Genomic DNA, 20,062 nt, shown 5'->3' with positions numbered 1-20,062 from the left:
AAGCAAAGTGTGTGAGCTTTCGCATTAGAATGGACTATTATTTCAATATATTAAAGGAATAAAAAACCCTACATGATTATATTTATATACAAATGATGATTTATTCAAGTCATTATAGAAGGATTAGGTGTAAAGTCTATGTCTAGAGTATCCTCCCATTCACTGATTCAAGAGTATAAGGAAGAATTAAACGAGAATAAACTTGTATGGACCTTGTTTTTCTGCACATGGTTTGTAGTAATGAATACAACGATGTTCAATGTCGCTTTGCCATCGATATTAATTGATTTACATATTCATACTTCTACAGCTGCATGGATTGTGTCAGGATATTCTATTGCCTTTGCAATCTCCACATTAACATTCAGCAGACTTTCTGATTATATTCCAATTTCAAGGCTTTTATTTATAGGACTAATAATATTTAGTGCTGCGTCGGTTTTTGGCTTTTTTACAAACGGCTTTTATTTATTGCTGACTGCACGTGTACTTCAAGCTCTAGGCGCGGGAGCTGTTCCAGGCTTGTCTTTAATTGTAGCAAGCCGTTTTATACCTATCACCCGCAGAGGAAAGGGTATGGCAATCATTGCCTCGGGTGCAGGTTTAGGATTTGGTCTGGGTCCAGTTATCGGAGGAGCAGCCACCCAATTCTTCGGATGGAATTTCCTATTTCTTATACCAGCCTTAATTATCATCGCGATTCCATTATTATTTAAACTACTGCCAAATGAGACTGTGAAACCCGGGCATTTTGATTTTAGTGGAAGCCTATTGACAGCAGCGAGTGTCACTTGTTTCCTGCTTTATATTTCCACATTGTCATTCCTCTTGCTTTCCCTATCTGTTCTGTTGTTTTTTATTTTATGGGTGTACTTGAATCGAAAGAGGAATCCGTTTATACAGCCGCAGCTTCTCAAGAAAAAACAATATCAAAAACTTTTATTAATCGGCTTGATTGCCTATCTATTTAATTTCTCGAATTTGTTCTTAATGCCGATTATTTTATTGAGTCAATTTAAAAAAGAACCGATTGAAATGGGATTGATCATTTTTCCTGGCGCAATTATAGCAGTCCTCGCAGGTCAATTAATAGGCAGGCTAATTGATCGATATGGCACAAGACCATTTGTTTTTCTCGGTCAAGTGTTTTTAATGATTGCAACTATTATGTATGCTTATCTATCATCTATAGCCCCGGTTTTTATTTTAATCACTTATTTATTCGCAAGTGTCGGTTTTGCTTCGATTAATTCAGGTATTTCCAATGAAGTGACGAGGATATTACCGAGAGGAGAAAATGGTGCAGGGATGGGGCTGCTTCAGTTATTGCAATTCACTGGTGGTGCAGTAGGTGTGACGATCTGCGGTCTCTTATTAAAATTTCAAGAGGGAATGGCACTACAACTAATCTATAGAAATATATATTTATGTCTATTTGTTTTTATTTGTATAGCGTTTATAACAAAAGTATTTTACGTAAAATCAGCAAAACAAAAAACGAGAGGAAGCCTTTAATCAGTGCTTCTCCTCGTTTTTTGTCTTAAAGTATTCGAATTAAGAAAGTATTTCCTGAACGCGTCCTACTTGTCCATCGGTTAATCTGACTTTAATACCATGTGGATGCGTGCTTGAATTTGTTAAAATATCCTTCACTATTCCTTTTGTAAGCTTCCCTGACCTTTGATCTGCTTTTAATATAATATTGACTTCAATACCTGGCATAATATCTTTTCTATTTCTACCGTTCACGTATAATCCCAACTTTCCTTTAAATAAACCTTTGCTTAGTATAATTCATTTCAATTTATTTGTGAAATAATATTCCTGTGGTAATTAAGATTTACTTGGTGAATTACTACTATTATAATTAATGTTAATATTTTGATTACTTTTCGAAGGAGAATGGTTTATGGATATAAAAATAGATAATTTAACAGGTAATCAGATTATCTCACTAATTGCTGAACATTTGGATGGAATGGCAATAAATTCTCCGCCAGAGAGTATACATGCGTTAAATCTAGACGGATTAAAAGAACCCTCTATCACATTTTGGAGTGTATGGGAAGGAGAAGAATTATTGGGATGCGGTGCGCTAAAGAAGTTGGCTGATGATCATGGAGAGCTGAAATCTATGAGAACCTCAAACAAACATTTAAGAAAAGGCGTTGCTCAAAGGATGCTGACCCATATAATAAATGAAGCAGCATTGCGGGGATTTCAGCGACTTAGTTTGGAAACTGGGTCAATGGAAGCCTTCCTGCCGGCAAGAAAACTATACGAAAGAAACGGGTTTATTTATTGTGGGCCATTCTCTGAGTATCAAGCGGATCCAAACAGTGTTTTTATGACAAAATTACTTACATAGAAGTGGAGATTCTAAGTTGGAAATGTTAAAGGTTTTTAATGAAAATAAGCAGCAGACCGGTGTAGCTTCTCGATCAGAAGTTCATAAAAACGGTTATTGGCATGAGACTTTCCATTGCTGGGTTGTATATTTTGATATGGATATATCATATATATATTTTCAATTAAGAAGTAAAGAAAAGGCAGATTTCCCTGACCTTTTTGATATAACAGCTGCGGGTCATTTGCTTGCAAATGAAAATGTTAATGATGGAATCCGTGAGGTACATGAAGAGCTGGGCCTGGGCCTATTCATGCATGAACTTAAGAAACTAGGTGAAATTCCATATTGTGTTGAAAAAGATAATGGCAGATTTATTGATAGAGAGTTCGCCCATGTTTATCTATATACTAAAAAAGTAGATTATGAAGATTTCTCATTGCAAAAAGAAGAGGTAGCAGGTATCATTCGGGCAAAATTTTCCGATTTCACAGATCTTTGGCTGGAAAAGTCTGAAGAAATCCATGTTGAAGGTTTTGAAATACTAGCAGATGATTCTGTGAAGAGGTTGAATGAAAAGGTAATGAAAGATAGATTTGTTCCTCATCCAAATTCTTATTATCACAGCATCATTCAATTAATCAATGCAGCGCTTTAACCTTAGGGAACGATTGATAGAATATATAAATTAGGGAGGCGTCAAAATGAAAGTTGTAACGAAAAGTGAAGGTGTCATTTATGAATTCAGCAAAGATCACAACCCAATTAGGTCTGTTCCATCTGGTTCTACTATAACGGTAGAAACTTATGATTGCTTTAAAAATCAAATTCAAACACCGGAAACGGTTGTATCAGAAATAGACTGGAATCAAATTAACCCTGCGACAGGTCCGATCTTTGTTGAAGGAGCAGTAGCAGGCGATGTATTAAAGGTAAGGATAGACAAAATAGACATTGCAAAGCAAGGTGTGATGGTTGTTGGTCCTAACTTAGGCGTAATGGGACATCGCATTCAAGAGATGGAAGCGAAAATGATTCCGATTCAAAAAGGCAAAGCAATGTTTAATGAGATTGAGCTTCCTTTAAACCCTATGATTGGAGTCATTGGAGTTGCTCCTGATGGTGAGCCTGTGAATTGTGGAACACCAGGTGAGCATGGCGGAAATATGGATAATAAAAAGATTGCTGAAGGGGCCACCCTTTATTTTCCTGTATTTACGGATGGTGCGTTATTCGCCCTTGGTGATTGTCATGCGGCAATGGGGGATGGTGAAATCAGTGTATCTGGAATCGAGATTCCAGCTAAGGTCACAGTTACTTTAGAAGTGTTAAAAGGAGTGACACTCAAACATCCTATGCTGGAGAATGAGGAGTCTATCATGCAAATTGTATCAGCAAAAACACTGGATGAAGCTTGCAAAAAAGCAACAGAAGAAATCATCGATAGAATTGTATCAAAAACAGACTTGTCGTTAAGTGAAGTCACGATGATCATGAGTGCAGCGGGCCAAGTAGAAGTCTGTCAAATAGTGGATCCATTAATGACAGCAAGGTTCTCTGTTGCGAAGTCACTGCTGAAGCAGCTAAATGTTGAATTGATATAACGTAAATAAAAGCCCTTTAGATCCTTAAAGGGTTTTTTTAGATAGGAGCTGTTTACACTGGAAAAAGTAAAAAGAAGCAAACGTAACTATGTTGTCATACCTCATAAACATCCAATTCGGACTGCTGAAGAAGGGGCTAGATTCCTAGGGAATAGAACGTGGTCAAACTGCTCCAGTATTGATTATTAAATCAGAGTATGATTATTTCGCATTATTAATAACTGGCAACTAAAAAAAGGGTGATTTTAAACAAATCGCCCGTATTTTAAATAAGAACAAAGCGAGAATGGCCACCCATCAAGTAGTTGAAGAAAAAACCGGTTATGAGGTTGGTTCAGTTCTGCCTTTCCCCTATATCATTGATCAACAGCTTGTAGAATATGATTTTATCTATGGTGGAATTGGTGAAAAATATGCCGCTTTAAAGATAGAAGCAAAAGCCATCCTTGAATTAACTAATGTTGTGGCATCCTTTGAATAAAATACCTTTCTAGAATATTAAAGGATAAACACCCAAAATAATAAATAATAAAATAATGATACCAACAACAATTACTGCCGTCATTGCAACTTTACTTTTAGCATAACGAATGATAAACAACGACATGAAAACAAAGATAATAAAATAAATAATGATTGGCAAAAACACAGTAAATGTAGAGTTCATATCATTTCACCTCGCTTTAATATTTTCTTAATATATCATTCTATACGAACATTAGACATTCCTGCAACATTGGGTGATTCGGTCTCTTGGAAAAGAGCTATTGGTAGCTGTTTTGGGATCTAACTCTGTTTGACTCCCGATTCGATGAGTGTCTAACTGAATAGGTCACCTAAGTCCATGTAAGATTCCCAATTCGATGAGTATCTAATCGATATTTTTCCTCAATTCACCAAAAACACTAAGTATTAAAGTCGAGCCAGCAACAAAACCGACGAATCCAAATGATGTATTAATATCCACAAGCCAAATGAATAGGGAGCTTAGTGTAGGGTTTTCAATACCAGCAGTAGAAAAAGTTGCAATTATTGGATAGAGAAGTGCTAAAAGGATCGTGGGAACTGTAACACAAACAAATAATGCCGGGTTGAAGGAAACTGTCCATTTTCTGACTAAGATAAGAGAAAAATAGAGTCCTAGCACAATTGGAATGATGGCTTGCACTCATATAATCTTGAAAATGGTCAGTTGCATTTTGAATGATTTTATTGCCGACACTATGACTGATGGTTAATAAAATAATTAATCCAATAAACCAAAGCGCCCACAAAACAAATGAAGAATTGGTGTATTTCACCAAATATTCCTCCTTTGTATAATCACACTACGTATTAAAGATGCATTAAGTTTCATTTAATAAAATAATTTCTAGAAATGGAAATAATTATTGACTTGATGTTAATAATACTTTACATTATGTATATAATAATTCACATCATTTCTTGGAAGGAGCACCTAATGCTTTGTAATCGAGTAAAAGAATTGAGAGCCAGGCATGGATTTTCCCAAACAGATATTGCGCAGAGAGTAGGAGTAACAAGGCAGACCATTGGTTTTATTGAGAAGGGGGAATTTTCACCATCTATTGCATTATCTTTACGTATAGCCAAGCATTTGCATATTCCTGTAGATGAATTATTTTGGTTAGAAGGGGAGGATGAAAATGAATAAAAGTGATTTCCGTGTCCAAATGCCATTATGGAATATTGTTTTATGTATGATTCTATTAATCTGGTTTTACGGTATAGTACATTATGTTGATTTAATGTTTGATGATTTTGAGGGTGTTTTTAGTATTGTCGAAAACGAGGTAGTTGTTCAATGGCCAGTTCCAGCAACCATTTCAATCATCATCGGTGTGATATTAATCATCGTTTTTTTTATAGCTTATTCAATTAAAATTAAGCAGCATAACAAACTAAATCCATCACATAGGGTAAATGGTGTAACCCTTATCAATCCTGGTGAGCTGATAGATGACGATGAAATGTTGAGACAAGTGACACAAAATGCTACGAAAAAAGTGTATGTGTTTTTTACAAGCGTATTGCCATTATTAGTTTTTTTATTCGCTTTTCCCTTTAACCGTTATGTGTTTATCGTACTCATCCTGCTAATAATGGTTATTCATAATCTTTTGCTTTATCTTGAAATAAATAAGTATCTAGATGGATCTTATAATTCTCATCAACCAATTTCAAATGAAGAGAAAAAGCAGAAGAGATTAAAGATGAATCGCACTTTAAAAATGATTATTTCATCAATCGTTATTATTGCTATTACATTTGCAGTTATAAGATTAATCCAAATAAATAGTAATCATAAATCGATAATGATTAAGGCAGAGCAATGTATGGATGAGGGGAAAGTTGTTGTAATGGAAAATGATGGATTTTTTTCATTAACTAAGTTTTCATGTATCAATAATGAATGAACTTCATGTTGCTAACGGTTTATTTAATTTCATTATATTTATATGAACTTTCATAAAAATAGATAATAGATGCTCAAGGACACTTAATAAATTGAAGTGTCCTTTTTGTACAGGAATACCTTAAATAAATGATAAAGAAAAAATGAATTCATTGTAATATTATCTAAAAATTGATAATATTTAGATAAATGAAAACGTTATCAAATCACTTAAAAGAAAAATGTGCAGACGCTAATATCGGTTGAAATAATTACATTGATTTCCTGCTTCTCAAATCATAATATATGGTTTCCTCATGATAATATTACTTTCGTACTTCACTCTGTCAAATTCAATTCTTAGTTGTTTACTTTCTAAATAAATAAAATAGTATTTTAGGAGGATGGCAATGAATCTCATTCAAGGACTTGAAAGAAATGCCCGCAATAATGCAGGAAAAGCAGCAATCGTTTACCAATATAAAGTTTATACGTATAAACAATACAATGAAGAAGTGAATCAAATAGCCAATGCACTTGTCGCTTATGGAGTAAAAAAGGGAGATAAAATCGCGATAATGATGAAAAACTCTGCAGAATTCGCATTTGTTTTTTATGCGACTTTAAAAGCAGGTGCTATTGCTGTACCTGTCAACTTTCGTTTAACTTCTAAAGAGGCGGGCTATATTATCAGTCATTCCGATTCTATCCTTGTTTTTGCGGACAGTGACCTTTCTGAAACAGTGCATAAGGCAGTTGGAGGAAACCAGCAGGTTAAGCTGCAAATTGTTTCCGGCCGAGCTAAAAGCGTGAATCAAAAGCTGCTAAGTGAATTTGTAAGCAGAAATAAAGAGAATCCAAATATCGAAGTTTTTGAGTCTGATGATGCAGAGATCATGTACACTTCGGGAACCACGGGCAAGCCTAAAGGGGTTTTATTGGACCATCACCGAGTTCTTCATGTCGCACTTGGAACGACTATTATGTTTAAAATGGGATCGGAAGATAATCTCATTCACTTGGCGCCACTTTTCCATTGTGCGCAATTAAATTTATTTCTTGTGACTGGAACAATGCTGGGCTGCACAAATGTCATTCGTCAGGATTTTAACCCGATGCAAACGTTAAAGGATATTGAAGAGTATAAGATCAGTTTGTTCTTTGCAGTTCCAACAATGTATAACTTCTTATTACAAGTGCCAAATAGGAATCAATATGATTTGTCGAGTGTACTTCGTTGCGGGTATGGTGCAGCGCCAATGCCAATTTCAGTATTGACCCAGGCAATGGATATGTTTGGAACGGATCAATTTTTCAATATGTGCGGCCAGACAGAAGGGGGGCCAGGTGGTGTCTTTTTATTACCGGAGTACCACAAAACAAACCTGGGAGCATCGGGCAGAGCAGATTATCGAAATGATGCTAAGGTTGTCAATGATAATGGAGAAGATGTTCAGCCGGGAGAAGTTGGTGAGTTTATTTTAAAAAGTGAATCAGTCATGAAAGGCTATTATAAAAATCCTGAAGAAACGAGTGAAGCTTTAAGAAATGGCTGGCTGTATACTGGCGATTTAGCTACAAAGGATGGGGATGGATTTATCACACTAGTCGACCGTAAGAAGGATATGATTATATCTGGTGGCGAAAATGTATATTCAACAGAGGTCGAGCATGTGCTTTATAAACATCCAGATATATTGGAAGCAGCAGTGATTGGCATTCCTCATGAAATGTGGGGAGAAACAGTAGCTGCAGTTGTTGTAGCAAAAGAGGGTAGATCGATTAATATTGATGCGCTTCAGCAGTTTTGCCGTGAAGATTTGGCAGGCTATAAGATTCCTAGGGCTTTTTATGAAATAGATCAGCTGCCTCGAAATACATCAGGAAAAATATTAAAATATCAACTTCGAGAAAAATATCAAGAAACCATAATGAAATGAGGAGGTAAGCAATGAGCCCTTTCAAACCGTAGTGGGAAAAATTGACCATTCACAGCTTGGAAAAATGCTCATTCATGAACATCTACGCATTCGTTCTGAGTCGGTATTCATCCAATTCCCGCATTTGTATAAGGAAGAGAAAGAACTTTAAAATGCAATCGACCAAGTGAATGATTTTAAAAGTATTGGATAGAGGGGCATTCATTGGAATGGGTCGGTATGGTCTCGATCATATCATGAATACAAATGCGAGGTCAGCAACCATTCATGAACTTGTTACCAGAGGCTACGCTAATCAGATGCTCCTATCTCAAGATTATTGTTTCTCTTCTGATTGGCATGATGACGAAGATGTAAAAAAAGTATTACCCAAATGGTCGATGACATATACTTTTGAAGAGATCATACCGGATTGGTATGAGAGAGGCGCAATTGAAAAGGACATTGAGACAATGCCGATAAATAATCCAACGAAATGGTTTAATTAGCAGCACATACTAAGGGGGAATTATATGCGCTTTAAAGAGAGTATTGCGCTGATTACAGGAGCTGGCAGCGGGATAGGCAAGGAAACAGCGATACGGTTAGCAAATGAAGGGGCCAAGGTTATTTTAACAGGTCGCACTAGGTCGAAATTAGATGCTGTTGCAAATCAGATCAACCAAACTGGAAAAGTTCCGAGAGCTGAAGTGTTTACAGTTGATGTAACTGATGTGGAAGATATACAAGAGCTTGCAGATTACGTACAAGAACAGTTTGGTGATCTTCATATTCTTATAAATAATGCTGGTGGCAATGCTGATGGGACCATATTGGAAACAACTGAAGATATCTGGGACTACGCGCAAAATATCAATCTGAAGAGCATCTTCTTAATCACACAAAAGCTAGGTAAAATAATGGTTGCAGGGGCTGGGAATGACCACTCTCAGCAAAATCGGGCAGTCGTGAATGTGGCTTCACTTTCCGGTTATAAAGCAGGTGCACGATTTGTTCCTTACAGTACATCAAAAGCAGGTGTAATAAGCTTTACCAAGGCGCTTGCTCTTGAATTTGCTCCCCATGGAATCCGAGCAAATTCTGTTTCACCAGGTTTCGTTGAAACACCGCTAATTGAAAATAGTCTGGAAAACGAGAAATTTGTAAAGACCATACAGAGGAAAACTGCGCTCGGTCGAATTGCAAAGCCAGAGGAAATCGCGAATGTTATTGCTTTTCTAGCTTCAGAGGATGCTTCTTATGTAACAGGTACTGACCTCCTAGTTGATGGGGGCTGGCTAATCAAGTAGTTGACATTCTTTAGAAAACATATTATTGTCAAGTAGTATATATTTTTGCACGAAAAAGGAGATTGTTTTATGAGTGTGAATGTTCTTAACTAACCGTCAATTGGATACGGTCTTGAATTTGCAAAAAACCAGCAGCTACGCTGGTGAATTTGTTGTGTGCATTTTCAAGAATTGTTAAGAACACGCATCATAGCATAGAAGATTGACTGTCCCGCTATGACATGTTTTGTCATAGCTTTTTTGTGTTTAAATACGGATTATTCGTTTTTTTACGTATGCAAATTACAGTTAATATTAATCTTCTTACCGTCATGAGCGCTTTGTTCATGACGGTTTTTTTTGTGGGGAAATATAAATGGATGATTATAGGGAGGATTATGAGATGAATCAACAAACGATTGATGTATTAGGATTTCAAACGATTTTGGAGCATATTGCCGAATATGCAAAAACCACAAAAGGGAAAAGTACGATTAGAGAACTCCGGCCTATACAGGAAAAAAAGAAAATAGAAACCCTGCTTAGAGAAGTAGAGGAAGCTATTGAAATCCATAAAATCAGCAGCAGTGTACCGATTCATACACTAGATGACATGGATTTTTTGATTAAACAGGCGAAGAAAGGCATGTATATACGCGCTGACCAATTTATGTATGTCATGTCTTTTCTACAGCACTGTTTAAAACTGAAACAATACATGAGAGATAAAAGATATGCGGCTCCCAACGTGAGCCTATATGCCGAATCTATCGGAGACATGAGCGTTATTGAAACAAATATCAGTGCAGCCATCCGTAATGGCAGAGTCGATGATCATGCTTCAAGTAATCTTGCCTATATGCGTAGACAATTATCCTTATTGTTAGATAAACTGAAGGATAAAGCACAACATCTAGTAAAATCAAAGCGATACAGCAATATGCTGCAAGAAACAGTTGTATCTGAAAGAGGTGGCAGGTTTGTACTGGCAGTGAAAAGAGAATACCGCAGCAAAGTACAAGGCTCAGTCTTAGATACTTCTGCATCTGGTGCTACTCTTTTTGTTGAACCGGCAGAACTGCAAGCCATTCAAAGTGAGATAGAGCTATTGAAAATCAGTGAAGAACAAGAAGTAGAACGAATTCTTTATGGATTAACGGAGGAGCTTTTAGCTGCAGAGCAAACCATCGCAATAGCAATGGAAACCTTCCATCATTATGATGTCTTATTTGCCAAAGCGGCTTATAGCAGAGCAACTAATGCGAGTATTCCAGTATTAAACGAAGATTATTATATTGATTTACGTGAAGCGCGTCATCCAATGTTAGGAGAAAAGGCTGTCCCGTTATCGATCACATTTGGAGATGAACAACGTGCATTAGTGATTACTGGACCAAATACAGGCGGTAAAACGGTTACTTTAAAAACGGTTGGATTACTTACCGTGATGGCGCAGTCCGGACTTCCTATTCCTGCAGCGGAAGGAAGCAATTTGGCTATTTTTCAGCATATATTCCTTGATATCGGTGACGGACAAAGCATTGAAGAAAATTTAAGCACCTTTAGTTCAAGGCTCGTCAATATTATTGAGATTTTACGTGTTACAAATGACCGCTCTCTTGTACTCATAGATGAATTAGGTTCAGGAACAGATCCAGGTGAAGGTATGGCATTAGCGATTGTGATATTAGAGCAGCTATTTCTAAAAGGAGCGACCATCTTTGCAACCACTCATTATAGTGAAATGAAGGAATTTGCAGATCAAACAGAAGGCTTTCTAAATGCAACAATGGAATTTGATATTGATTCACTTCAGCCAACCTACAAACTTGTGTTTGGCCAAAGTGGAAGCAGTCAGGCATTTGCAATAGCAATAAAGCTTGGGATGCATCCGAAGTTAATTGAAAAAGCACACGAAATTACCTATAAGGAAGAGATCCCATACAGTGAAAGCATTGAGTCGTCACAATTGATGGCCCCGAAGTATGAAAAACAGGTGACGGTAAACAAATATGCCCGAAAAAGAAAAACGGTTATACCTGCTCAGTCAGGTGTACTACAATACGAGCAAGGTGATCATGTGATTGTAACGGAATCAAACGAAAGCGGCATTGTATATAAGGGTCCAGACACCAGTGGGAATTATATCGTTCAGGTTAAAAGTGAGAAAAAGTCAATCAATCATAAACGGCTGAAGTTGTATATTAAAAAAGAAGAATTATATCCAGAGGACTATGACTTTGATATTGTGTTTAAATCGAAAGAATATCGGAAACTAAACAATCAACAGCAAAGGAAGCATGTTGATAATACCTGGTTAAGCAGCGAAGATTAAAAAGGTGGTCGCCTGTTCTAAATGATGCAGGCGACCATTTTCTCTTTGCTTTAACACCTAATTGCTCGAGATGATCATTTATAAAAAGGAACAAAGTTAATGTTCTAATCAAAGCGGTAATCGGTCGAGAAGTGATAGAAACAAAGATTGTGAGTAAATAACTAACTGACTATAAATGTAGTTTAGCGTTCATCATACAATATGTACCCTCTATGTGTATATTATTTCTCTTTCTCTCTTTTTTTTGGAGCCTCTCATTTAGAGGCTCCTCTTTTTAAGAAAGGAGGTTGATCATATGCGCATCGGTGACATGATCTTAGTTAGTGGCAACTTACTTATCTCTAATCTCATTCAGAAAGTAATGATCGAAGTGAACACAGGCTGCTTTTTAAGTAGATGGGGACATAGTCTGAAGATCTATTGGAATACTCGTGTAACGGTTACGAAAAAAAAGTTACCAAGATCTTGAATTTGATGATGTTGTATTAAGAAGAAAGGAAAAGCTCACGAAAACACAAATAAGACAAATTGTACTTTCTTCTTTAGCACATGACATTGCAGGTAATCGGTATGGTTTGCCCTTGTTGTTGTCAATACTACTAAAGAGTTTGTTTACTAAAGGAAAAGCACTTTAAAAACCTCAAACTGAAAAAATTATTCATTTGCACATAGCCTATTGACACAGTAAATCAGAAAACTAGTATCGTTTTATTTCCTAATTGGAAAGGCGATACTCTCCCGCATGAATTTCTTAATTGTGATGGCCTACGTATAGTAGAAGCCAGAGAGAAATAAACACTCCTTAAGCGGTTGACTTTCTAGAGTTAACTGCTTAATTGCATTTTTGACATATCAAACAAAAAGGAGAAACAAAGATGATAAGTATTTTTACAGGTATTTTAGGAATCTTGCTAGTCCTGGGTCTCGGATTCTTACTGTCCAATGACAGAAAGAACATTAATTACAGGGCAATTATCGTTATGATTGTGCTACAAATCCTAATAACATTATTTATGTTTAAAACTACCTTAGGCTTGAAGATAGTAGAAACTATCTCAAATCTAGTCGCAACAGTATTGAATTATGGGTATGATGGTATCGATTTCATATTGGGTGGCCTTGTTCCGGAAGGTGTTTCCGTATTTTTTATTAATGTATTGATGCTGATTATTTTTACGTCAGCACTATTATCTATTCTTACACATATTAAAGTTTTACCACTTGCGATTAAATATGTTGGTGGAACATTAGCTAAAATCACTGGCTTGTCAAAAGTTGTGACATTCAACTCAGTAAACTCTATTTTCTTTGGTCAGAGCGAATCGATATTAGCTATTAAATCACATCTAGAAAAAATGAATGAAAACAAACTATTTATTATCACAACATCCGCTATGGCAAGTGTTTCAGCTGGTATCATGGGTGCATACATGACAATGATTCCTTCTGAATACGTTTTAGTAGCCATGATTCTGAATGCATTATCAGCTTTGATTTTGGCCACTTTAATTGCTCCGATTAAACCTGATGAGGATGAACTAATTAACATTAAGGCAGTATCTGAAACTAAATCTGTTTTTGAAGCCATTTCAAATGGTGCACTTGATGGAGGTAAAGTTGCTTTAATTGTAGCTGCTATGTTAGTTGCCTATATTGCTCTTATGTCACTTCTTAACGGGATTTTTAGTGGAGTATTCGGTATGGATCTAACAACGATGTTAGGGTATGTGTTTGCACCAGTTGCGTGGGTAATGGGTATACCAGCAAGTGAAATCGTAACTGCAGGTTCAATAATGGGTACAAAATTAGCAACGAATGAATTCGTTGCTATGCTTCAATTCCAGCCGTTGATTCCGGATCTAACAGCGAAAACTGTAGCCGTGATCTCAACATTTTTAGTATCATTTGCTAACTTTAGTTCTATTGGAATAATTACCGGATCAATCCAAGCTATTAATGGAGAAAAGGCTTCAATAGTTGCAGGCTTCGGATTAAAATTGCTACTGGCTGCAACACTTGCTTCGGTATTGTCGGCAACAATGGTAGGGTTGTTTACCTAACTAATTTACTAGGTGATATTTTTGCATTTGCCTCTAGCAGATGCGCATCTCATACGAGAATGAGTAGGGCGGTTGTATCGTCATATGCAGATCAGCAAGAAATCAGTAGAGCAGATTAAGAATAAATGTTCGGAAGTTGGAAGCCTATAGACTTCAACATTGGCCTCCTTTAGTAAAGTGGTTATTTTAACACTAGTACCTAAAGGGGGTTTTTTATATGGATTCCAATATTTTTTCGCACAACTTTAGTATTCAACCTGCGCCTCCTCATCAAAAATCACTAGAAAGTATTATATCTATGAGTTCTAGGAGCCCCGATGGACATTGGTAAACCTTAGAATCTAGATTAGTGATGGCAAAATTTCAAATTGTGTTTCTTATGAGGTGGTTAGTTTTATGTGTTTTTTCTAACTTGGATTTTTTAAAAATAATCATCATACATCATCTGAACAATAAAAGTTGGAATTTGAATTTTATTCATATACTAGAAATCGTTTATCTTGTTAAAATATATTGTTAATAAATGTAAGTTACCTCACAAGGTTTACCTTCACAACTCCCGTGAATCCAAACTTGGTAAAACCCACTTATTTAACGTCCGACATTTTATTTTCCTCCCTTAAACATAGTGAAGGGCAGCCACCCCGGCTGTTTTATTATTTTCCAATATAATGAAAGAAGCCTCTGTTTGAGTAAAAATAATCGGTAAACCTTCAGTTCCATTGTGTCTTATGCTTGTCATCGCTGAACAACGCGACTGCGCTTTTCTTTTTTCAATTCATTTATTTGATGTATTTAGTTGTAACGAGTAGAATGTATTTAAAGAATTTTCTGTTTATTTTTATACTAGTATTAGAATTTCAGCATAGTAATGAAAGGGTGAAGGGTATGGGGGAGAGAGTCGCTCTATCTTGGCGCGGGGAAGGGATGGCAGTTTGGCGCTGGATAAGTTATTGAGGGTAGGGATTGAGGTTTCTTGTTTAGTAACAACAATGCCTGACTCGGATCATCGTTCCTATGGCCAGGGCGAACGACGGGAATTGATTGAGAAACAAGGGGAAGCACTTAGAATACCTGTTCATTTTGTTTTCACTTCAGATAATGGCAGGAGATTACCATTCCTTTGTTTATGATGGACCATTGTTTAAGAAAGTTTACTTCTTGAGGATCCTTCCATTATTGATTGGGAAGGGTCAAGAAAGCTAGAATTTGCAACCGTTCAACTAATGGATAAATAATGCCGGAAAGTGGGAAAGAAGATGAAAATTGGTGTGGCTGGAGCAGGAGCTGTCGGAAGCTTTTTTGGAGGGCTTCTGGCGAAAAAAGGAAATGAGGTAACTTTCCTAGCGAGAGGACAACATTTAAAAGTTATGCAAGAACAATTTTTAACCATTTTAAAAGGGGAAGAGAAATTATTGGTTAAAGGGACATTTACTGATCACATGCCAGATCTAGCTGATGCAGATGTCGTACTGTTTTGTGTCAAATCGACAGATACGATTGAAATGGCAAAGCAGCTAGGTTCAATTCTAAAAAAAGATGCGATTATTTTGACCATGCAGAATGGAGTGGATAATGAAGAAGTTTTAAGCAATTTATTTGGAGAGAACCGAATGCTATCAGCGGCTACCTATGTCCAGGCAGCGTTAGAGAAACCAGGTATCGTTAAGCAAAGTGGATCCTTCCATCTAATGATTGGAGAGCTATCAAGTGAGGGGAAAGATATCTGTGAAGAGGTGGTTCAATTATTCAACGCTGCAGGTGTCGATGCAAGGTACGCTCCCCATATCTTAGAAACAAAATGGAGTAAGCTGCTTTGGAATGCTACCTTCAATCCGTTGTCAGCAATCTCTGGTGCAAGAATAGGGGAGATTTTAGACCATGTTCATTTAAGAAGAACGGCTGAGATGGTATGCAAAGAAGCGATTGATGTCGCCATCGCTAAAGGACTGAATATTGATAGTGAGAAAATGATGCTGACGATATTTGACAGGGCAGAGTTTGCTAGGACACACCAAACTTCAATGCTCCAGGATCGTATAAAAGGAAAGAAAATGGAAGTGGAGTCCATGTGTGGTTTTATTGTGAAGCAAGCTGGTGCAATGAGTATTCATACTCCAACACTTGATGCCGTTTATAGTGTTTTGAAGTTTATAGATGATACTTCTAATGGAAGGGTAGATAGCTATGTTAACAGTTTATAAACATGATCATGTCATCTGCGCGGAAGGGGGACTTGAGAAGAATGGAAAAGTCGTCAGAACCATTTTTTCATTTATCGTAGATGGAATGGTCGTAGATACAGGACCGAAGAATTTAGAGAAGGAATTGATTCCTTTCTATGAAAAGAACACAGTTGATCAGGTTGTCTTAACGCATAGTCATGAAGATCATTCAGGTAATTGCCCTTGGTTTGCTGAAGAAAAAGGCCTGCCGATCTATGCGCATTCTAATGGTTTGGACATTTGCGCACAGGACACCCCTTATCCGAAATACAGGCAGATGACATGGGGAAAGCGAGCTGCTTTTAAAGCATTGCCTTTATCGCATACGATTGAATCCATCAATGATAGCTGGGAAGTAATCTATACACCCGGGCACGCAGACGACCATGTTTCCTTATACAGTAAGGAAAGAGGAATGATGTTTTCCGGTGACCTTTATGTCAATCCGCAGACGAGGATTGCAATGAATTCGGAGTCCATCCCATCGATTATTCATTCATTGAAAAAACTCTTAAAATATGATTTTGATTCTATGTTTTGTGCACATTCAGGATATCATGCCCATGGAAAAAAGCAAATTCAACATAAAATAGATTATTTAGAGCAATTATATAAAGAGGTAGCAAACTTGTATATTACAGGAAATACTGTCATAGAAATAAGAGAGAAACTATTTCCGAAAAGGTATGGAATGATTCAGCTATCCGATGGGGAATGGGATACACTGCATATAGTAAGCTCAATTGTAGCTGATATTGAAAAAAGAAATCTTCACTTCAAAAATAAGTAGACAATTTTCAGAAAAATGTTGGCAAAGCAATAGAAGTTTGTTATTATGATAATTGAATATTCTGAACATACTGATCGGTTAGTATTCTTATTCATTACATTTTGAAGGTTGTGATTAATCTATGGAAAAACCCTGGCTCAAACATATTGCGGAAGGAAATCCAAGAGAAATCGACATCCCTGATATTTCACTTCTAGAACTCTTCCAGCAATCTGCACGCAAATATGCACACCAAACCGCGATGACTTATTATCATAAGACCTTTACTTACCAACAACTTGAACAAATGATTGAAAATGCAGCATATTCATTGAGCAACCTTGGTGTACAAAAAGGAGACCGGGTTGCACTCATGCTGCCTAATTGCCCTCAATATCCAATTGCCTATTATGCTGCACTTGCATGTGGGGCAACCGTCGTTCAGATTAATCCTTTATACAAATCATCAGAACTGCTGCATGTATTAAATGATTCTGGGGCAACTGTGATGTTCGTGCTTGATCAAATGCTACCAACAGTTGAAGAGGTTAAAGAACATACCTCATTAACTGCAATCATTCCAGCATCTTTTGAAAGCGGTTCCAAGTTTGATGAGTTCCTTCAGGATAAAGGGGGAAAAGCACCAGTTATAAAAATTGACTCGCGTCAGGATATTGCAGTCCTGCAATATACCGGTGGTACGACAGGGCGATCAAAAGGTGCGATGCTTACGCATAATAATTTGGTGGCAAACACCTTGCAAAGCTATGCCACAGCAGTTTCCAGCATCAACTTAGGTGAAGAAAGAGTATTATCCATATCCCCTTTGTTTCATGTATATGGAATGACAAGCTGTATGAATCTTACCTTTTACATTGGAGGCAATCTAATACTTATACCGAGATTTAATCCGGAAGAGGTAGTAAGTATTATAGAACAAACGAAACCTACAGTCTTTCCCGGCGTACCAACAATGTACATTGCTCTTTTAAACTATCATAAGGTAAAAGCCTTTGATTTAAGCTGTTTAAAAACCTGTAGCAGCGGTTCTGCGCCGTTGCCAATAGAGGTGCTGAAACAGTTTAACGAATCGAGCGGCACGAAGGTAGCTGAAGGGTTCGGCTTATCTGAAGCATCGCCAGTTACTCATCGAAATCCCATATCAGGGATGCAGAAGGCTGGTAGCATTGGTATCCCAATTCCCAATACAGATTCAAAAGTTGTCGATCCTGCAACTGGCGAGACAGAAATGGCTATCGGACAGGTAGGAGAGCTGATTGTTAAAGGCCCTCAAGTGATGCAAGGCTACTGGAATATGCCAGAAGAAACGGAGAACACACTTCGTGATGGATGGCTGTACACAGGTGATTTAGCGAAAATGGATGAGGATGGTTATTTTTACATTATCGGCAGGAAAAAGGAATTAATCATTGCAAGCGGCTATAATGTCTATCCAATCGAAGTGGAGGATGTACTTTATTCTCATCCGAAAGTCTTGGAGGCAGCAGTTGTTGGAGTACCTGACCCGTATCGTGGAGAAACAGTAAAAGCCTTTGTTGTTCTCAAGGACAATGATCCTGTAACCGAAGCTGAGCTGATAAGCTTTTGCAGAGATCAACTAGCCTCATATAAGATACCTCGATCTGTGGAATTTTTAAAAGAATTTCCAAAAACAGCAGTCGGGAAAATATTAAAGCGAACCTTAAAGGAGCAATTGCAGCGATAATTGGTTCTAACATACCAACTGGTTAGTATTTTTGGGCAACCGAGCGTGGAGAGTAACTTAAGGTCAGCATGAGATTTGGTTTCGTCAAATCATTGCCAGAGGCAGTGAGCAAATTGATGAGCTGGAGCAATTCAATTCATAAATTAAATTCCTCCACTGCATCTTTTAAATAAAAGGAGTGTCATTTATGTATTTACGATTAACTGAAGAACAAAAAATGGTGCAGCAAACGATACGTAAATTTGTCGAGAAAGAGTTAATTCCACTTGAAAACGATGTACTGCGCAATGAGAGGGAAGGAAAACCAAGTATCTCTAAAGACATTCAAAAGAGACTACAGCTAAAAGCCAAGGAAGCTGGATTTTGGGGAATTAATACACCGGAAGAATATGGCGGGGCAAATCTTGGGCAGATGATGCAGGCCATTGTCTCAATGGAAGTTTCAAAAACGTTTGTTCCTTTTCAATTTGGCGGGTCTGCAGATAATATTCTCTATTATGGGAATGAAGAACAAAAGAAGAAGTATTTAATTCCAACGATTAACGGTGAGAAAAAGTCTTGCTTTGCTATGACTGAGCCAGGCGCTGGATCTGATACGCAAAATATCAAACTGACAGCTGTGAAGGATGGAAACGAGTGGGTCCTAAACGGGGAAAAAACCTTCATTACTGGCGGCAATGAAGCTGATTTTGTAATGGTTATTGCAATTACTGATAAAGAGGTTCATCAAAAATCCAAAGGCCGACAAGGAGTGACCTGTTTTATCGCTGATAGAGATATGGGCTGGAAATCTGAATATATTCATACAATGGGCGAATGGGGACCAGCAAGCTTGATTTTTGATAATGTGAGAGTTCCCGAGGAAAATATATTAGGTGAATTGAATGGAGGATATAATTTAGGCTTGGAATGGATCGGATTTGCCAGGTGGATCGTTGGTGCCCGTGCTGTTGGTACCGCAGAACGTTTGCTACAGATGGCTATTGATTATGCAAAAGAAAGAGAAACGTTTGGTAAACCGATTGCAGAAAGACAAGCGATTCAATGGCAAATAGCTGATTCAGCAGTGGAAATTGAAGCAGCGAAATGGCTTGTATTAAATGCTGCTTTTACTCTTGACCAAGGAGAAGATAACCGCCATTACGCTTCTATGGCTAAACTATATGGTTCAAACATGGGCAATCGCGTTGTAGATAGAGTTTTGCAAATCCATGGAGGTATGGGGTATACAAGAGAGTTGCCGATAGAAAGATGGTACAGGGAAGCAAGACTTTGGAGAATTTATGATGGTACAGATGAGATTCAAAGACTAATCATTTCTAGAAACTTAATTAAAGGGCATGTGAAGATCGGCCAACAATTATAATAAAAC

At 37.3% G+C, this 20,062-nt stretch carries 23 protein-coding genes; 19 read left to right on the top strand and 4 right to left on the bottom strand.

Annotation, left to right across the window (positions count from 1 at the left end):
• The first annotated feature begins 138 nt into the window (after positions 1-138).
• Positions 139-1,515, top strand: a complete 1,377-nt coding sequence (locus J2S17_RS08135; RefSeq protein ID WP_307473670.1) for an MFS transporter — start codon at positions 139-141, stop codon at positions 1,513-1,515.
• 39 nt (positions 1,516-1,554) lie between these two features.
• On the opposite strand, the gene J2S17_RS08130 is transcribed toward J2S17_RS08135, so the two are convergent.
• Positions 1,555-1,749, bottom strand: a complete 195-nt coding sequence (locus J2S17_RS08130; protein WP_307473668.1) for a YwbE family protein — start codon at positions 1,747-1,749, stop codon at positions 1,555-1,557.
• Between the two features lie 160 nt (positions 1,750-1,909).
• Here J2S17_RS08130 and J2S17_RS08125 point away from each other — a divergent pair, with 160 nt between their 5' ends.
• The 4 genes from J2S17_RS08125 (at position 1,910) to J2S17_RS08110 (ending at position 4,432) form a co-directional block, all read left to right on the top strand.
• Positions 1,910-2,368, top strand: coding sequence for a GNAT family N-acetyltransferase (locus J2S17_RS08125; RefSeq protein WP_307473665.1), 459 nt, complete (start codon positions 1,910-1,912; stop codon positions 2,366-2,368).
• Positions 2,369-2,390: 22 nt separating this feature from the next.
• Entirely contained in the window at positions 2,391-3,005 is a 615-nt protein-coding gene (locus J2S17_RS08120; protein WP_307473769.1) for an NUDIX hydrolase, read from the top strand.
• 46 nt (positions 3,006-3,051) lie between these two features.
• Positions 3,052-3,951, top strand: coding sequence for an acetamidase/formamidase family protein (locus tag J2S17_RS08115; RefSeq protein ID WP_307473663.1), 900 nt, complete (start codon positions 3,052-3,054; stop codon positions 3,949-3,951).
• A 253-nt stretch (positions 3,952-4,204) separates the two neighbouring features.
• A complete protein-coding gene (locus tag J2S17_RS08110; RefSeq protein ID WP_307473766.1) occupies positions 4,205-4,432 on the top strand; it encodes a YbaK/EbsC family protein in 228 nt (75 codons plus the stop codon).
• A 9-nt stretch (positions 4,433-4,441) separates the two neighbouring features.
• On the opposite strand, the gene J2S17_RS08105 is transcribed toward J2S17_RS08110, so the two are convergent.
• Together J2S17_RS08105 and J2S17_RS08100 are read right to left on the bottom strand one after the other, a co-directional pair.
• On the bottom strand, positions 4,442-4,618 hold the full coding sequence (locus J2S17_RS08105) for a hypothetical protein (protein WP_307473661.1): 177 nt from the start codon (positions 4,616-4,618) through the stop codon (positions 4,442-4,444).
• 204 nt (positions 4,619-4,822) lie between these two features.
• Positions 4,823-5,119, bottom strand: coding sequence for a hypothetical protein (locus J2S17_RS08100; protein WP_307473659.1), 297 nt, complete (start codon positions 5,117-5,119; stop codon positions 4,823-4,825).
• Positions 5,120-5,413: 294 nt separating this feature from the next.
• Here J2S17_RS08100 and J2S17_RS08095 point away from each other — a divergent pair, with 294 nt between their 5' ends.
• The 9 genes from J2S17_RS08095 to J2S17_RS08060 all read left to right on the top strand — a co-directional run bounded on the left by J2S17_RS08095 (position 5,414) and on the right by J2S17_RS08060 (position 13,970).
• Positions 5,414-5,626, top strand: a complete 213-nt coding sequence (locus tag J2S17_RS08095) for a helix-turn-helix transcriptional regulator (protein ID WP_307473657.1) — start codon at positions 5,414-5,416, stop codon at positions 5,624-5,626.
• Positions 5,619-6,389 carry a hypothetical protein gene (locus J2S17_RS08090; RefSeq protein WP_307473655.1) on the top strand — a complete coding sequence of 257 codons (771 nt, stop codon included), beginning with the start codon at positions 5,619-5,621 and terminating at the stop codon, positions 6,387-6,389. The genes J2S17_RS08095 and J2S17_RS08090 overlap by 8 nt, the downstream gene beginning before the upstream one ends.
• Positions 6,390-6,777: 388 nt before the next feature.
• Positions 6,778-8,307, top strand: coding sequence for a class I adenylate-forming enzyme family protein (locus tag J2S17_RS08085; protein ID WP_307473653.1), 1,530 nt, complete (start codon positions 6,778-6,780; stop codon positions 8,305-8,307).
• A gap of 31 nt (positions 8,308-8,338) precedes the next feature.
• Positions 8,339-8,458, top strand: coding sequence for a hypothetical protein (locus J2S17_RS29080; protein ID WP_503128667.1), 120 nt, complete (start codon positions 8,339-8,341; stop codon positions 8,456-8,458).
• 19 nt (positions 8,459-8,477) lie between these two features.
• Entirely contained in the window at positions 8,478-8,795 is a 318-nt protein-coding gene (locus tag J2S17_RS08080) for a phosphotriesterase family protein (protein WP_307473651.1), read from the top strand.
• Between the two features lie 24 nt (positions 8,796-8,819).
• Positions 8,820-9,596: an SDR family NAD(P)-dependent oxidoreductase gene (locus J2S17_RS08075; protein ID WP_307473649.1), complete on the top strand. Its 777-nt coding sequence runs from the start codon at positions 8,820-8,822 to the stop codon at positions 9,594-9,596.
• Positions 9,597-9,978: 382 nt separating this feature from the next.
• Positions 9,979-11,910: an endonuclease MutS2 gene (locus tag J2S17_RS08070; protein WP_307473648.1), complete on the top strand. Its 1,932-nt coding sequence runs from the start codon at positions 9,979-9,981 to the stop codon at positions 11,908-11,910.
• 295 nt (positions 11,911-12,205) lie between these two features.
• Entirely contained in the window at positions 12,206-12,379 is a 174-nt protein-coding gene (locus tag J2S17_RS08065) for a hypothetical protein (RefSeq protein WP_307473645.1), read from the top strand.
• Between the two features lie 406 nt (positions 12,380-12,785).
• Complete coding sequence (locus J2S17_RS08060; RefSeq protein WP_307473643.1) at positions 12,786-13,970, top strand: NupC/NupG family nucleoside CNT transporter; 1,185 nt, start codon at positions 12,786-12,788, stop codon at positions 13,968-13,970.
• A gap of 619 nt (positions 13,971-14,589) precedes the next feature.
• Here the strand turns inward: J2S17_RS08060 and J2S17_RS08055 are convergent.
• The gene (locus tag J2S17_RS08055) at positions 14,590-14,712 is read right to left on the bottom strand and encodes a hypothetical protein (RefSeq protein WP_307473642.1); all 123 of its coding nucleotides are present in this window, start codon (positions 14,710-14,712) and stop codon (positions 14,590-14,592) included.
• A 169-nt stretch (positions 14,713-14,881) separates the two neighbouring features.
• On the opposite strand from J2S17_RS08055, the gene J2S17_RS08050 reads away from it, so the two are divergent.
• The 5 genes from J2S17_RS08050 to J2S17_RS08030 all read left to right on the top strand — a co-directional run bounded on the left by J2S17_RS08050 (position 14,882) and on the right by J2S17_RS08030 (position 20,056).
• Complete coding sequence (locus tag J2S17_RS08050; RefSeq protein ID WP_307473640.1) at positions 14,882-15,103, top strand: adenine nucleotide alpha hydrolase family protein; 222 nt, start codon at positions 14,882-14,884, stop codon at positions 15,101-15,103.
• Positions 15,104-15,229: 126 nt separating this feature from the next.
• A complete protein-coding gene (locus tag J2S17_RS08045) occupies positions 15,230-16,174 on the top strand; it encodes a ketopantoate reductase family protein (protein WP_307473638.1) in 945 nt (314 codons plus the stop codon).
• A complete protein-coding gene (locus J2S17_RS08040) occupies positions 16,158-16,985 on the top strand; it encodes an MBL fold metallo-hydrolase (RefSeq protein ID WP_307473636.1) in 828 nt (275 codons plus the stop codon). The genes J2S17_RS08045 and J2S17_RS08040 overlap by 17 nt, the downstream gene beginning before the upstream one ends.
• A 121-nt stretch (positions 16,986-17,106) precedes the next feature.
• Entirely contained in the window at positions 17,107-18,690 is a 1,584-nt protein-coding gene (locus tag J2S17_RS08035; protein ID WP_307473634.1) for a long-chain-fatty-acid--CoA ligase, read from the top strand.
• Positions 18,691-18,877: 187 nt separating this feature from the next.
• Positions 18,878-20,056, top strand: a complete 1,179-nt coding sequence (locus tag J2S17_RS08030) for an acyl-CoA dehydrogenase family protein (RefSeq protein ID WP_307473632.1) — start codon at positions 18,878-18,880, stop codon at positions 20,054-20,056.
• Positions 20,057-20,062: the final 6 nt, after the last annotated feature.

Origin of the sequence: Cytobacillus purgationiresistens (assembly GCF_030813235.1) — a bacterium.
GTDB lineage: Bacteria > Bacillota > Bacilli > Bacillales > Cytobacillaceae > Cytobacillus > Cytobacillus purgationiresistens.
Note: the sequence above shows the minus strand (reverse complement) of the source record. Positions and strands in the feature narration are given on the sequence as shown.

Excerpts from the sequence above, each read along its gene's own strand:
- J2S17_RS08135 (WP_307473670.1), top strand. The coding sequence starts at position 139 with ATGTCTAGAGTATCCTCCCATTCACTGATTCAAGAGTATAAGGAAGAA.
- J2S17_RS08125 (WP_307473665.1), top strand. The coding sequence starts at position 1,910 with ATGGATATAAAAATAGATAATTTAACAGGTAATCAGATTATCTCACTA.
- J2S17_RS08120 (WP_307473769.1), top strand. The coding sequence starts at position 2,391 with ATGTTAAAGGTTTTTAATGAAAATAAGCAGCAGACCGGTGTAGCTTCT.
- J2S17_RS08115 (WP_307473663.1), top strand. The coding sequence starts at position 3,052 with ATGAAAGTTGTAACGAAAAGTGAAGGTGTCATTTATGAATTCAGCAAA.
- J2S17_RS08105 (WP_307473661.1), bottom strand. The coding sequence starts at position 4,618 with ATGAACTCTACATTTACTGTGTTTTTGCCAATCATTATTTATTTTATT.
- J2S17_RS08095 (WP_307473657.1), top strand. The coding sequence starts at position 5,414 with ATGCTTTGTAATCGAGTAAAAGAATTGAGAGCCAGGCATGGATTTTCC.
- J2S17_RS08090 (WP_307473655.1), top strand. The coding sequence starts at position 5,619 with ATGAATAAAAGTGATTTCCGTGTCCAAATGCCATTATGGAATATTGTT.
- J2S17_RS08085 (WP_307473653.1), top strand. The coding sequence starts at position 6,778 with ATGAATCTCATTCAAGGACTTGAAAGAAATGCCCGCAATAATGCAGGA.
- J2S17_RS08080 (WP_307473651.1), top strand. The coding sequence starts at position 8,478 with ATGATTTTAAAAGTATTGGATAGAGGGGCATTCATTGGAATGGGTCGG.
- J2S17_RS08075 (WP_307473649.1), top strand. The coding sequence starts at position 8,820 with ATGCGCTTTAAAGAGAGTATTGCGCTGATTACAGGAGCTGGCAGCGGG.
- J2S17_RS08070 (WP_307473648.1), top strand. The coding sequence starts at position 9,979 with ATGAATCAACAAACGATTGATGTATTAGGATTTCAAACGATTTTGGAG.
- J2S17_RS08065 (WP_307473645.1), top strand. The coding sequence starts at position 12,206 with ATGCGCATCGGTGACATGATCTTAGTTAGTGGCAACTTACTTATCTCT.
- J2S17_RS08060 (WP_307473643.1), top strand. The coding sequence starts at position 12,786 with ATGATAAGTATTTTTACAGGTATTTTAGGAATCTTGCTAGTCCTGGGT.
- J2S17_RS08055 (WP_307473642.1), bottom strand. The coding sequence starts at position 14,712 with ATGACAAGCATAAGACACAATGGAACTGAAGGTTTACCGATTATTTTT.
- J2S17_RS08045 (WP_307473638.1), top strand. The coding sequence starts at position 15,230 with ATGAAAATTGGTGTGGCTGGAGCAGGAGCTGTCGGAAGCTTTTTTGGA.
- J2S17_RS08040 (WP_307473636.1), top strand. The coding sequence starts at position 16,158 with ATGTTAACAGTTTATAAACATGATCATGTCATCTGCGCGGAAGGGGGA.
- J2S17_RS08035 (WP_307473634.1), top strand. The coding sequence starts at position 17,107 with ATGGAAAAACCCTGGCTCAAACATATTGCGGAAGGAAATCCAAGAGAA.
- J2S17_RS08030 (WP_307473632.1), top strand. The coding sequence starts at position 18,878 with ATGTATTTACGATTAACTGAAGAACAAAAAATGGTGCAGCAAACGATA.